Source organism: Mesorhizobium kowhaii, assembly GCF_042431665.1.
GTDB lineage: Bacteria > Pseudomonadota > Alphaproteobacteria > Rhizobiales > Rhizobiaceae > Mesorhizobium > Mesorhizobium kowhaii.
Genome location: NZ_JBHLYT010000004.1, coordinates 1 through 13,970, shown reverse-complemented (window position 1 = coordinate 13,970; position 13,970 = coordinate 1). Strand labels below are relative to the sequence as shown.

11 protein-coding genes and 2 pseudogenes are annotated in these 13,970 nt (G+C 54.9%); 11 read left to right on the top strand and 2 right to left on the bottom strand.

Translation table 11 applies throughout. The features are described from left to right. Positions 1-489: 489 nt before the first annotated feature. Positions 490-906 (bottom strand): Lrp/AsnC family transcriptional regulator, encoded by a 417-nt coding sequence (locus tag ACFFNA_RS03595; protein WP_378915664.1) that lies wholly within the window; start codon positions 904-906, stop codon positions 490-492. 471 nt (positions 907-1,377) lie between these two features. On the opposite strand from ACFFNA_RS03595, the gene ACFFNA_RS03590 reads away from it, so the two are divergent. The 11 genes and pseudogenes from ACFFNA_RS03590 (at position 1,378) to ACFFNA_RS03540 (ending at position 13,160) form a co-directional block, all read left to right on the top strand. Then, the gene (locus tag ACFFNA_RS03590) at positions 1,378-2,634 is read left to right on the top strand and encodes a sarcosine oxidase subunit beta family protein (protein WP_378915662.1); all 1,257 of its coding nucleotides are present in this window, start codon (positions 1,378-1,380) and stop codon (positions 2,632-2,634) included. Positions 2,635-2,643: 9 nt separating this feature from the next. Then, the gene (locus ACFFNA_RS03585) at positions 2,644-2,910 is read left to right on the top strand and encodes a sarcosine oxidase subunit delta (RefSeq protein ID WP_378915660.1); all 267 of its coding nucleotides are present in this window, start codon (positions 2,644-2,646) and stop codon (positions 2,908-2,910) included. After that, a complete protein-coding gene (locus tag ACFFNA_RS03580; protein WP_378915658.1) occupies positions 2,907-5,870 on the top strand; it encodes a sarcosine oxidase subunit alpha family protein in 2,964 nt (987 codons plus the stop codon). The genes ACFFNA_RS03585 and ACFFNA_RS03580 overlap by 4 nt, the downstream gene beginning before the upstream one ends. Further along, positions 5,863-6,396: a hypothetical protein gene (locus ACFFNA_RS03575; RefSeq protein ID WP_378915656.1), complete on the top strand. Its 534-nt coding sequence runs from the start codon at positions 5,863-5,865 to the stop codon at positions 6,394-6,396. Before ACFFNA_RS03580 ends, ACFFNA_RS03575 begins: the two co-directional genes overlap by 8 nt. Before the next feature lie 387 nt (positions 6,397-6,783). Beyond that, positions 6,784-7,893 carry an ABC transporter ATP-binding protein gene (locus tag ACFFNA_RS03570; protein WP_378915654.1) on the top strand — a complete coding sequence of 370 codons (1,110 nt, stop codon included), beginning with the start codon at positions 6,784-6,786 and terminating at the stop codon, positions 7,891-7,893. A 108-nt stretch (positions 7,894-8,001) separates the two neighbouring features. Next, a complete protein-coding gene (locus tag ACFFNA_RS03565; protein WP_378915652.1) occupies positions 8,002-9,066 on the top strand; it encodes an ABC transporter substrate-binding protein in 1,065 nt (354 codons plus the stop codon). Between the two features lie 77 nt (positions 9,067-9,143). Continuing rightward, a complete protein-coding gene (locus tag ACFFNA_RS03560; protein ID WP_378915666.1) occupies positions 9,144-10,364 on the top strand; it encodes an ABC transporter permease in 1,221 nt (406 codons plus the stop codon). A 1-nt stretch (position 10,365) separates the two neighbouring features. Then, positions 10,366-11,208 (top strand): ABC transporter permease, encoded by an 843-nt coding sequence (locus ACFFNA_RS03555; protein ID WP_378915650.1) that lies wholly within the window; start codon positions 10,366-10,368, stop codon positions 11,206-11,208. Positions 11,209-11,276: 68 nt separating this feature from the next. Beyond that, entirely contained in the window at positions 11,277-12,425 is a 1,149-nt protein-coding gene (locus tag ACFFNA_RS03550) for a M24 family metallopeptidase (protein ID WP_378915648.1), read from the top strand. 57 nt (positions 12,426-12,482) lie between these two features. Next, a pseudogene (locus tag ACFFNA_RS03545) lies at positions 12,483-12,692 on the top strand (GntR family transcriptional regulator); the annotation flags it as partial. A gap of 57 nt (positions 12,693-12,749) precedes the next feature. Next, positions 12,750-13,160, top strand: a complete 411-nt coding sequence (locus ACFFNA_RS03540; RefSeq protein ID WP_378915668.1) for a hypothetical protein — start codon at positions 12,750-12,752, stop codon at positions 13,158-13,160. Positions 13,161-13,343: 183 nt separating this feature from the next. Here ACFFNA_RS03540 and ACFFNA_RS03535 read toward each other — a convergent pair. Continuing rightward, positions 13,344-13,832 (bottom strand): annotated as a pseudogene (locus tag ACFFNA_RS03535) (IS630 family transposase); the annotation flags it as partial. Between the last annotated feature and the right edge of the window lie 138 nt (positions 13,833-13,970).

Here is a 13,970-nt window from a genome sequence, read left to right as displayed (position 1 = left end):
CCCGACCGAGCCGCTCGTCAGCTACCAGACCAATCGACTACTATCTGGGTGGAACCTTCCTCCACTGGTGATACGCGCCATCGGGGCGCACTGAATTTTCCGGGTTAGAACTTTGATCCCTGGCCGGGCGCCCATTTCGTTTTCGTGAGCATCCCCCGCGCATAGTGGCATCATCACTAACGCCGAATGAACCACACAAAGTGAGGAAGACCCATTTACGGTGAGAACACCTTCCTTCGCGCGCTTTGTCACCTTCCTACATTGCGCGGGCGAGACGTTTAATCACCAGATTCAAGGCACGTCGGATCGAGAATCCGGGTACTTTTTCGCCCAAGCTCGCGCCTCAGTAGTGATGATTGCGGTGTGAACGAGGCAGATCGCTGGTCAAGGCGGGCAACGCAGCTTTAGGGGCGAGGGGCTGGCCTCCATAAATGCTTCAGTGATCCCGCGCCCGCGACTGTCAAGAGGCCGCCATGATTCTGGCCGGAATCATGCCACATTAAGCAAAATGCTGGTTTCTGTTGAGGTAACGCCGTCGATGGTTCGAATTGCTCGTAGTGCGCTATCGAGATCTACCAGGTTTTTGGCACGAAGCTCGGCTATATAGTCCCACACTCCATTTGTCGTATATAGTGCCGCGACTTCAGGAATTCCATTTAGGGCTTCGATGAACACTGTGGGCCTTTTACCAGAGGTCTTCACACCCATTATTGCCCGCAAAACCGTTTCATCAACCTCTTGTCGAGTGCGGATGGTAAACGCTCGTATCGCGCCGGACGAGATCAAACGGTCAAGGCGCTTCTGTATCGTCCCTCTTGAAACCTGCAGCTTATCCGCAAGTACCGCGACTGGCATTCGCCCATCTAGTCTGAGGAGGGCAATGAGCCGCCTGTCGAAATCGTCCATTTGTACCGCTCCCTAGCAGACTGTCCTTTGGTATATAACATAATGCTCATCTTTCATAGCATTTAGTATACGAAGGTTAGCTTTACGTTAGGCGCGGCGCTGCGTTATGATAATCACAATCGGGTGGTTTGGGAGAACCCGCGAGCTCTCGCACTTTTGTTCAACGTCGTCGAATTGGCTGGTCGTAGCCTCTGGTCGTAAGGCTTACGACAGTGGAGCCGGGTCTTAATTCCGTGCACTCCAGTCTATGGAAGCGATGTGGCTCTGTCGGATACAGGCTCACGGCAACCCCATCTCGGCGCCATCCGAAAGGGAGACCGCGAGGAAAATGAAACAACGAATGCGCCGTCCGTGCCGCGCTTCCTAGCGCTCGGAAGTATCTATTTGGCACAACTTTAAACCACGAGCGAAAGCCACGGCGAACTTTTCTTGAGCCGGTGAGACTACAGATTGTCGCGAGGAATTTCTTGTATGAGCCGATATTCTGCCTTGTCCATTGTGCGCAATGGACTGTCCGGGAACAAACAATGGTCTCGTGCATGGCGCGACGCCGCGCCAAAGCCAGACTACGACGTAGTCATCGTCGGCGGTGGTGGTCATGGTCTTGCCACCGCATACTACCTTGCCAAAGAGCATGGGATACGAAACGTCGCAGTTCTTGAGAAGGGCTGGCTTGGGGGTGGCAATACGGCACGTAACACGACCATTGTCCGCTCGACCTACATGATGCCGGGCAATACCCAGTTCTACGAGCGCTCTTTGCAGCTTTGGGAAAACCTCAGCCAGGAACTCAACTACAATGTGATGATGTCACAGCGTGGTTACTACTACGTCTTCCATTCGCCGGGGCAAGGGGAAGCCCTACGGCGCCGTGCCAACGTAATGCGATCTAACGGTATCGATGCAGAATTCTTCGATCGAGCCGAGATCATGAAGCGGCTCCCTCACCTCGATTACTCGGCGACTGCGCGTTTTCCGATCCACGGTGCATTCTTACAAGGCCGCGCCGGTACAGCGCGCCACGACGCTGTGGCATGGGGGTTCGCGCGTGGGGCCAACCAGCAAGGGGTCGACATCATCCAGCAGTGCGAGGTGGTCGGCTACATCTGGGACAAGGACAAAATAGTCGGAGTCGAGACGACGCGGGGTCAGATCCGGGCGAACAAGGTGGCGTTGGCGGTTGCCGGCCATACCAGCCATTTGGCGTCCAAGGCGGGGCTTCGCCTGCCCATCGAAACCCACGCTCTTCAGGCGTTTGTCACGGAGCCGGTGAAACCACTTGTTGACCATGTGATCGTCTACGGGGGAGCGCATTTCTATATCAGCCAGTCCGATAAAGGCGGCTTGGTGCTCGGCGGCGATCTCGATGGGTTTAACTCGTATGCCCAGCGCGGCGGACTGCCCATCGTAGAACACACGCTCCAAAGCGCCATAGCCCTCATGCCCTCGCTGTCGCGTCTGCGTCTGCTTCGCCATTGGGCTGGGGCTATGGATATGACGATGGACGGATCGCCGATCATTGCAAAAATGCCTGTCGAGGGTCTCTGGCTGAACGGCGGCTGGTGCTACGGCGGCTTCAAGGCGACACCCGCATCCGGCTACTGCTTTGCGTGGACTATCGCAAAGGGCGAGCCTCACCCAGACAATGCAAAATTTACCCTGGACCGTTTCGAACGCGGATACCAGATCGACGAGTCGGGCTCCGGCCCGTATCCCAAGGCGCATTGAGGTTCAATCATGCTAAGAATTCATTGCCCGGTCTGCGGACTGCGGGACGAAACTGAGTTCACGTACGGCGAAGATGCCACCATTCGCCGGCCCGATATGAACGAAACGGATTCAAAGATTTGGCACGATTACGTGTTCATCCGCGAGAACCCTCGCGGTCCGCATAAGGAATACTGGCATCACGTCGTCGGATGCAGGCAGTGGATCGTCGTTGAACGCGACACGTTGACCCACGAAATGTTTGGCTCCTTCCTAGCGCGTGAGGCGGCAGTATGACCGCGCGGCGACTCGCGACCGGCGGAAGGATTAATCGTTCTCTGAGCTTCACCGTTCAATTCGACGGAAAGCCATATCGGGCATATCCCGGGGACACTTTAGCATCCGCGCTCCTTGCTGGTGATCGGAAGATTGTTGGGCGCAGCTTCAAATATCACCGACCGCGTGGCCTGGTGGCGGCTGGTGTCGAAGAGACAAACGCTCTCGTCCATCTTCGTGAAGGTGATCGCCACGAACCCAATGCACAAGCTACAATGGTCGAGGCCTTCGACGGTTTGACGTCGACGCCCCAGAACGTCTGGCCGAGTCTCCAATTCGACGTTGGAGCGATGAACGGGCTGCTGTCACGCTTCTTTGGAGCGGGTTTTTACTACAAAACATTTATCGGGCCCTTTAGCGGCACAAAGTTCTGGATGTTCTGCGAGGGTTTTATCCGCAGGGCGGCCGGCATGGGCCGGGCAACGACTTTCCCTGATCCCGACCACTATGAGAAGATCAATGCATTCTGCGATGTCCTGATCGTTGGCGCTGGTCCGGCCGGGATTGCCGCAGCCCTCGCGGCCGGCCGCAGGGGCGACAACGTCATACTAGTGGAGCAGGACCGTGATCTCGGTGGATCGGTTCTGAGCGAACCGGTCGGTACCCCGTCCGATGGTTGGCTTAAACAGGCCCTTGCGGAGCTTGATGATCTCCCCAACGTTCGTGTTTTGACGCGTACCACGGTTTTTGGTGCCTATGACTGTGAGGTGTTCGGCCTCGTGGAGCGCGTGCAGGACCACGTCCTTGCGCCAGAGAAGGGAAAACCGCGGCAGCGCTATTGGGTTGCGCGAGCCAAACGGGCCGTACTGGCGACCGGAGCGATCGAACGACCCATGGTTTTCGCCGGCAATGATGTGCCGGGGGTTATGCTCACCTCCGCTGTTCGCAGTTATCTGAACCGCTATGCTGTCCTCGCCGGTGAGCGGATCGTTGTGGCAACCAACAATGACAGCGCCTACACGGCCGCCATCGAACTCGCAAATTCCGGTGCCAAGGTAACCATCTGTGACCTGCGCAGGGAAATCCCCGCGAAGCTCGGCGAAAATGCTAGGAGATCGGGAGTTGACTTGCGGCCCGGCCATGCGGTCCTGAAGGTGTCGGGTGGGAAAAGGGTAAAGGTTGCATACGTTGTTCCTGTTACCGCCGCAGGTAAAGCGACGGGCAGAAGCATTCGGATTGCTTGCGATCTTGTCACGGTATCCGGTGGTTGGGCTCCGACGCTGCATCTCTGGAGCCAGCGCTTTGGCAAGCCACAATATGAAAAGGAACTGGACACATTTGTCCCGCCGACAGAAAAAGGAGCGTTCACATGCGTGGGCTCGCTCGTCGGTTCCCCATCGCTTCGAGAGTCGCTTGCCCAGGGCCACAAAGCTGGTGGAGGCACCGGCAAAGAACCCGCACTATTTGGGCATGCTGATTTCTGGGGCCGCAACCTTCTGCCGGTGGCAGTCATCACCAGGGCCGATGGCAGCACTCCCGGCAAGGCGTTTGTAGACTTCCAGCACGACGTGAAGCTGGCCGATATCGATCAGGCGCATCTTGAGGGGTTCGTCTCGATCGAACACCTCAAGCGCTATACCACCTCCGGCATGGCAGCCGACCAAGGCAAGACTTCGAACCTGAACGCGCTTGCCCGGATGGCCGAATTGCGCGGCCTGACTATTCCCAACGTTGGTACGACGACGTTTCGTCCGCCCTATACCCCGGTGGCGATCGGCGCCATAGTCGCCCACGACCACGGCCTTCATCTTCGTCCAACGCGGCTTTCCACCATCCACGATTGGCACAAGGAAAATGGCGCCGAATTGATGGACGCGGGCGTGTGGCTGCGACCCTGGTACTATCCGCTGAAGGGGGAAAGTATCAATGATGCCTATGTTCGCGAGGCCGCCCATGTTCGCGAACATGTTGGCATCGTTGATGTATCCACGCTCGGCAAGATCGCCGTGCAGGGACCTGACGCCGCCGAATTCCTCAATCGGGTCTATGTGAATGGCTTCAAGACCCTTCCTGTCGGCCGGCTGCGCTATGGCATTATGCTTAGAGAAGACGGCTTTGTCTTCGACGATGGCGCGACCGCTAGGATCGGCGAGAACGAGTTTTTTATGTCGACCACCACGGCCAATGCCGCCAAGGTGCTCGCATGGGCCGAACACCTCCTTCAGACCGCCTGGCGCGATCTCAAGGTGCATGTCACGTCCGTCACCGACCAGTGGGCTGCGATCGCAATTGCCGGGCCGAAATCCCGGCGCGTATTGATGGATATTACGGGTGCAGACCTGAGCAGGGAGGCTTTGCCCAACAACCACTTCACCCTCGTCACGATCGACGATGTACCTTGCCGCCTCCATCGCATGAGCTTTTCGGGTGAACTTGCCTATGAGCTTTACGTTCCGGCCAAACGGGGCCGCGAGATTTGGGAAGCTCTAATCGCAGCCGGTGTCCCCTATAATCTAAAGCCATACGGTCTTGAGGCAATGGGCGCCCTCCGCATCGAGAAAGGTCATATTGCCGGCTCGGAAATCGAAGGCCGCACAACCATGAAAGATCTGGGTCTGGAAAGTTTTGCTTCGAGCAAGAAACCGTTTGTTGGCTCCGTGCTGCGCAAGCGGTCACTACTTGAAGACCCGCTGCGGCCTTGTTTGGTAGGGCTGGAGATTGTTGGCGATGCTGGCGCGAGAGCGGGGTCCCTCCTGTACGCTCTGAATGCTCCCACCAAGGGCGATAGTGAAGGATGGGTATCTGCCACGACGTACTCCCCGGCGCTTAAGAAGAACATTGCGCTAGCACTTCTGTCGCGTGGCCCGCAGCGATTTGGTGAGACAATCCAGGTGGTGGACTTTGTCGGCAATCAATCATGGCAGGCAAAGGTCGTCTCGCATCATTTCTTCAATCCGGAAGGACATCGTCAAAATGGCTAAGAAACATCCGATGCCTATCCGCCGCATGACGAGCGATGGCCAGCTAGTCACAATTAGCGAAGTGGAGCTGGGGAGTCTGACGCAACTTGCCGGATGGGATAGCTTTGACAAGCTAGCTGGGGGCATACTCCGAAAGAAATCCCTTTCGCTTCCCCAAGACTGCCGCTCTGCGTTTCGACGAGATTTGACCACAGTATGGCGAATTGCACCCGATCGCGTGCTAGTGCGCTCCGACACATCTATGAGCTTTGAAGCAGTAGAGCCACTCGTGGCGTTGGAACTATCGCATTCGCGGGTGTGCGTGCGACTTGTAGGCCCTGGTGCGGCAAGCCTGCTAAGCCGCGTTATCGCCATTGATCTGTCAGCGGTGGGCCTCCCCGTGGGAACGTTCGCGCAAACTGCGCTTCACCATGTCGGCGTGCTCGTTGATCGATTTGGGAACGATGAGTTCGACGTACTAATTCCGACCACGTTTGGTGTGTCCTTGTCGGGCTTCCTGGTTGAGCATCTCAATCTCGCCCGGTGATCGCGCGTTCAAGCACGCACCGCCGCCAATCACAGTCCCAAGTCTGACGCGCTTCTCTGCCGCGCCTTATGTGCCAGCAGGGGGTGGAGTCCTCCACTCCGGATGAGAACGCGTCGAGCAGCCAAGATAACTTGTGTCCAAGGATTTTCGCCTGTCGACCCGATTGTCGCATTTAGGCCAGCGCATGTCATTTATCCTCACGGATATCATGCCGAAAAGTCAGTCGAAAAAGGTGAAAGGCAGCCGAAACTTTATCTTGTACACAAGCGGTAACCGTGCTACATGAGGAGATAGGGGCAAGCACTGGGCAAGGCTTGGCTACTCAAAGACAACAATAACTGATCTCAAGATAGATCCGAGAGGAATGAGCTCTCGAAGGGGAATTGCATGCCTGGCTACGACAACGTTAAAGATCCGCTGATCAAATTCCATAAGGTTAACAAAACCTATGATGGAAAGACATTTGTCGTGATCGACCTTTGTCTCGAGATTTACAGAGGCGAGTTTCTTGCGTTGCTTGGAGCTTCTGGATCTGGAAAAAGTACCATTCTCGGAATGCTCGCTGGCTTCGAGCATCCCTCTAGTGGCAGTATCACTTTGGGCGGCAAATCACTTGAAGACACGCCGACCCACAAGCGCAAGTTTGGAATGGTCTTCCAGAACTATTCGCTTTTCCCTCACATGTCGGTGATGGAGAACATTATTTTCCCCCTTCGAATGCAGGGAATGTCGAGGGCGGATGCCTATAAACTCGGGCAATCAGCGCTTGAATTGGTCGATCTGCGAGATCCTGGGATGGGAAAAAGACGACCCGATCAGCTTTCGGGAGGGCAGCAGCAGCGCATTGCTCTAGCTCGCGCACTCGTCTTCGAGCCGCTCGTCATTTTGTTTGATGAACCGCTAGGTGCCCTAGACAAACGGCTACGCGAGCAAATGCAACTTGAACTGCGCCAGCTCCATAAGCGTCTCGGCGTCACAATGATCTTCGTTACTCATGATCAAAGCGAAGCGCTGACTATGGCAGACCGGGTGGCGGTGTTTGACAAGGGTAGGATCCAGCAAATTGCCTCGCCCATGCAGCTCTACGACGAGCCGGAGACAGCTTTTGTCGCCTCATTCGTTGGCGAGAACAACAAATTTGAAGCCAAAGTTGTCCGATCACAAGGCGAAATCTGTGAGGTGGCGCTTTGCGATGGCACCAAAGCCGAAGGAGTCAGCCCAAGCCGCCTGTTGCCAGGCGCGGGTGCTGTTTTGGTTGTTCGTCCCGAGCGGATTGTAGTGTCTCCGACGGACGATTGCAGCAACAGGTATGAGGCAAGAATAAAGGAGGTTATCGAACTAGGGGACCAGACCAGGCTCAGACTGGACATCGCTGGCGACAACGAAGTTCTCGTCAAGGTCCCTAGGATCAGCGGGGAACCTGGGTATCAAATTGGGCAGGAACTGGTCGTCGGATGGAAAGCTAAGGACTGCAGGATCTTGGGAATGGAGCAGTAATTCAAGAAGCAAACTGCCCATCGACCGTAGTCTCATTCCGGATTTATCGCGCTTCTTGGTAGTAAGAGGCTGATTTCAACATAATGAACAGCAGAAAAGGGGAAGTTCATGAGCAATATGTCAGAAAAGCTTTACGTGGCTGTCGCTGCAATGGGATTGCTTGTCGGAGCCGCCGTCGCGGCCAAGGCTGATGATCTCACCATCGCGTCGTACGGTGGCGCAACCGAAGACGCTTATCGCAAAGAATGGTACGAGCCCTTCACCAAGGCCACGGGGATCAATATCCTGACTGATGCGTTCACGGGCGACGTCGGAAAGGTCCGAGCGATGTCGACCACAGGGACATACAATTGGCAACTAGCCGATAGTGAGTCCGTAATTGCCGCAATCGGCTGCCAGCAGGATTTCCTGGAACGGTTCGATCTCGGCCGGCTTAAACTGAAAAAAAGTGACTTTGTTCCTGGGAGTTTGCTCGATTGTGGGATCCCAGACGTCATCTACTCCGTCAATTTTGCTTACGACACAAACCAAGTGGCAGAACCTGGTCCCAAAACCTGGGCCGACTTCTGGAATGTGGAAAAGTGGCCCGGCAAACGTGCCATGCGAAAGTCACCAAACGGGACCCTCGAGTTCGCCTTGCTAGCTGATGGCGTGCCAATGGATAAGGTCTACGAAGTCCTGGGCACATCAGAGGGCGTCAACCGGGCATTCGCCAGCTTGTCGAAGCTGAAGCCCAACATCGTCTGGTGGGAGACCGGCGCTCAGTCGGTTCAGCTACTCGCGGACAAAGAAGTGGCTATGACGGTCGGTTGGAATGGTCGGCTGTATGGCGCCGCACACACTGAAGGGCAGAAGCAGATTAAGACCGTTTGGAATCAGTTTCGTTGGGAGACGTCCATGTGGATTATGCCAAAGGGCGCTCCGAATGCTGATGCTGTTTACCAGTTCCTGAAGTTTTCTAGCGCGCCAGAAGTGAACGCCGCAATCACAAAACATCTGACTTATAGCCCGGCTATTGCTTCGGCAGAAAAATACATCAAACCCGAACTCCGGGCTGAGTTGCCGACAAGTTCGGAGAACATCAAAAATGGTTTTTCGATGGACGTACAATTCTGGGCTGATCATCAGGATGATCTAACGCAACGTTTTAATTACTGGGTAGCTCAGCCTTAAATTAACTCGACGTCCTGGCTGCCACAAGAAGCATTCGCGGTTCCTGCTTGTAACTTTGCTGGATTTTTAAATTGGGCATGAAAGTTATATCTAACGACCTAGCCGAGTTGCCAGCTAGCAGCTTTCTTCGTGCTTCTCTTAGAAAGGAGGTGCGACTTTTCGCACTTGTCGCACCTCTTTTGGTCTTCCTCACTCTAATATTTGTCATCCCTATTGGGTGGATGTTGCTCAGAAGCATCGAAGACCCTGAAGTCTCCGCTGCTCTGCCGAATACGGCAAATCAAATCCAGCGGTGGGATGGGGCCGGCCTGCCAAGCGAGGAGGTAATCGCAGCCCTCGCTATCGACATCAACCACGCAGCGATCAATAGGACGCTCGGCCAGGCGGGCAGGCGCTTGAACTACGCGATACCCGGCTTCCAATCCTTGCTGATGAAGACGGCAGAAAAGCTGCCGCAGTCCCAGCCAGAAGATGCTCTCGCTGCGTTGAGTCAGATCGATCAACGCTGGACCGAAAACCGCTATTGGTTGGCAATTCGCAATGCCTCCAATGAATTTTCACTGTTCTATTTCAACTCCGCCTTCGGCTTTTCTGATCAAGGTTCTGCTAGCGACGGACAGGGCTTTTACCTCGATGTCCTCGTCCGAACGCTCTGGATGACGCTGGTAGTCACAACTGCTTGCGTTGTGCTGGGATACCCATTGGCTTACTTTCTTGCGACTATTTCTCCGGCATGGCGGAGTATTTTGATCGTTTTCGTCCTCCTCCCGTTCTGGACGTCTTTACTCGTTCGGTCCGTGGCGTGGTTCGTATTGTTACAGAAGCATGGAGTAGTAAATGACGTCGGGATTTATCTTGGATTATGGTCCAAGCCACTGGATCTGATCTACAATAGATTTTCTGTCTACGTTGCTATGACTCACGTCATGCTTCCGTTCATGGTTCTGCCGTTGTACAGCGTCATGCTTAAGATCCCGAAAACCTACATGAACGCTGCAGCCACGCTGGGAGCACATCCGTTCCGAGCTTTCAAGGAAGTGTACCTTCCGCTTAGTTTTCCAGGGCTGGGCGCGGGACTATTGCTCGTCTTTATCGTTAGTCTCGGATTCTATATCACGCCGGCTCTTCTTGGCGGGCCGGCTGACCAAATGTTGAGCTACTACATCGCTCAGAATGCCAGCAATCTCGGAAATCTGGGGCTTGCGGCCGCACTTAGTGTGCTTCTTCTTGCCACCGTTGCAGTGATCATATTCGTGTTCGGGAGACTTGGTTTAATTGCCAAAAGGCGGGAGGCTTAAAGTGACTTCAATGTTTTCGAAACGTTTGTTCCGCTTTGACAGGATTGCACTGTGGATTGTCTGTTCCCTCATAATGGGCTTTCTCATTGTGCCGATCGTTGTAATAGTGCCACTGTCATTTAATTCGGCGCCCTATTTCACATATCCGATGCCAGGGGTTTCTCTTCGATGGTACTCGGAGATTTTCGGTGGCTCATCCGCTTCGCTTATGTGGCAACGGGGGATCCAAAACAGCTTCCTAATCGGTATGTCGTCAACTGTCCTAGCGACCATTCTAGGGACGTTGGCCGCACTGGGTCTTAGCCAGAGCAATTGGCGACATAAGAACTTCGTATTCGCTGTTCTTGTGTCGCCCTTGGTGGTGCCGGTAATTGTATCAGGCCTGGGTTTTTTTTATGTGTTCGCAAAATTAAAACTTGTTGGCACATTCTGGAGCATAATATTGTCCCACGCGGCACTCGGCGCTCCTTTTGTTGTCATAACAGTCTCTGCGACCCTCGAGGGGTTCAACCAAACACTCCTTCGAGCGGCGGCAGTACACGGAGCGTCTCCCGTTCGCGCCTTCTTTGCAGTGACTTTGCCCTTGATTTGGCCAGGCGTAATCTCGGGAGCAATATTTGCTTTTGTCTGGTCATGGGACGAAGTCGTCGTAACGCTCTTTCTTGCTGCTCCGCCGCAACATACTGTCCCCATCCGGATGTGGAGCGGTGTAAGGGAAAGCTTTAATCCCACGATCACGGCAGTGGCCACTCTGTTGATTATCATGGCAATCATTTTGATGTTGCTGGTTGATCAGCTGAATAGAAGTAGCGAGCGCTTCAAGAACGCGTCGAGATCGGCCTAAAGGCTTTGTCTGCCCTCTTAGCAAGCAAATTGTATAGAACCTAGCTAGCGCCTGGAAAGGAAATGGAAATGGATCAAGTAATCGACCAAGGTCGCGCTGAACGGCGGGAACGCGTCATAGCCGTACAAGAACGATGCCGCGAGCGCGGTGTGGATGTGGCGGTTTTCACCAGCCCTGAGAACATTTACTACTTGGCCGGTCTCGATTATGAGGGCTACTTCTGCCTTCACGCGCTCCTGGTTCCGGCTGACGGCGAACCGGTGCTCTTTGCAAGGAGCCTGGAAGCGCCGACCATCCTGCGGCAGGCGAGAGATATCCGCTATGTTGGCTATGGGGACAATGACGATGTTGCGGCGGCGATCGCGACACAACTGCTCGCAATGGCCGGAGAGAGCCTGCGTCTCGCGTTGCAAAGAAACAGCGCCTTCAATGCCGCAATTGATGCTCCTCTTCGGGAAGCCTTGCCCAACGCGGAGTTCCTTGACTCATCGGGCATTGTTGAGGAAATGCGCATGATCAAGTCTCCCTTTGAAATCGAACAGATTAAACGGGCGGCACGGATCTCTGAGATCATGGTTTCGGCAGGAGCTGAGGCCGCCGGCAATGGTGTGACCGAGAACACTGTCGCGGCCGAAGTGTTCAGAGCCATGATCTCCGCGGGGGGACAGTCCCCTGGTTTCCCGCCATTCATCAGGTCCGTGGATCGGATTTGCGAGCCACACACCACGTGGACCTCACGGGAACTCAAGACGGGCGACTCGTTCCTGCTGGAGCTCTCTGGGTGTATTGACCGATATCACGCTCCGATGGCTCGCACAGGTTCTATTGGCCCCGCGTCGGCGCAGGCACGGAAGCTTGCAGAAATCAGCAACCAGGCGCACACCAAGGCTCTGAATGCGCTCAAGCCAGGTGCTCTGGCGTCGGACGTGCACGCTGCGTGGCAGGCTCATCTTAATGAGTCTAGGGTGTTCGCGCGACTCAAGCACTGTGGTTATACGGTCGGAATATCATTTCCACCGACATGGACTGGTGGCCCCGGCATAAACAGCCTGCACGGGGCGAGTAATGTTCAAATTCGAGAGGGAATGGTATTCCATCTTATCACTTGGATCACGGATGACGTAGGCAATGATAATTTCCTGTCGGACTGTGTGTTAGTCGGAAAGTCCGGCGGGGTTTTCCTAACAAATATGTCACGCGGTCTGGCGGAGGTCTAACAGCGTCTGCGAGTTCAGATTGCGCTCGCCGCCTCGCATACAGGAGCTTTGGAGACAGTGAACGTTGTAGAGACTTTCCAATCCCCCAATTCAGTATCAGAGATTTATGAGATTCTGCGGAACCGCATTGCTCTGTTAGAGTATTCACCGGGAACAAAGTTGTCGGAGAACACACTCGCTGCTGAGTTTGGGATCAGCCGAACACCCCTTCGGAAGGTCCTTCATCGCCTCGAGTTTGAACACCTTTTAGTCAGGTCCCAGGGTTCTTATACGACCGTAACGGAAGTGGACGCAAAAACTCTCAGCCAGATTTATGAGGTCAGAATGGTTCTGGCTGAGAACCTCTACAGGTTCATCGATTTGCCGATACCGTCCTGCACAATTGAAACTCTGCAGAGGTTGGCCGAAGAAGCAAAACAGCTGAAACACAAAAAAGATATCCATCTTCTTGGTCGTATACATCGCGATGTCGAAAAAGCTCTATCAGGGACAATCTCTAACGTACGGGCGCGGGAGGTCACAGAAAACCTCTATTTTGAGATTGGCAGGATCTGGCTGAGCTGTGTCCCGAAATTTGATTGGGCAGAAGAAGTGGAACTGCTCTCGTCGGACGTCCGAGAGCTTATTTATGCACTCCAACGCGGCGACCTACGTGGGTTTGGTTTCCGCAGGCGAAACCAGGCTGCGATAACCCTTGGTCGTATTTGCAAAGTTATTTCTCCGGTCGAGGCTTAGAGGTGCTAAATTTCAATAGTGGGTTTCCAAACAGATGCAACGTCTGCAATGCGCCGGCCGAAGCCTGGACTAAATTGGCAGGATACCGCGTCTGCAGCCAGTGAACTGTGCACCGAAGGTGGCAGGCTCGAACGTCGCCGCGACCAGACGCCTCTGCTCCTTGCAGGCTAAAGCGTGTCGCGATTAATTGGCCTCATATCCAGCCGCTTTGAAGAAGTTTCTGCATTCGGCTGGCTCGAACAGGTGGCAGATGTCGCCGAGTGCCTCGCAAAGTGTGTCGAAGGTTCTGGCCGCCTTCTTTCGCAGCCGCGCCTTGAGTTTTGAGTAGGCCATCTCGATCGGGTTGAGATCGGGTGAGTATGGCGGCAGGAACAGCAGCCAGGCACCCCTTTGGCGAACCAGTTGCGCGGCACGCTCGTTCTTGTGGAAGCCGACATTGTCGAGAATGACGACATCGCCAGGTAACAGTTCGGGAGCGAGTTGCGTTTCGACGTAGTGTTCGAAGATGGCGCCATTCATCGGCGCGTTGACGATCCACGGCGCGACAAGGCCGTGGCTTCGCAGCCCGGCGATGAAGGTCTGCGTCTGCCATTTGCCGAATGGCGCATGCGTCCTGAAGCGCTCGCCCTTTTGCGCCCAGCCGGTGCGTTTGGTCAGCTTGGTGTTGGTCGACGGGTGAGTAGGCCGGAGGGATTTCACCTGCCGGCACCGGGTCACCGGAGGCGGTCGCCCGCCCCCGGTTCCCACAGAACGTGGCGTGCGGATTTCCCGCACCGACGCTCTTCGACAGTTGGTTCACAGCACTGCAAG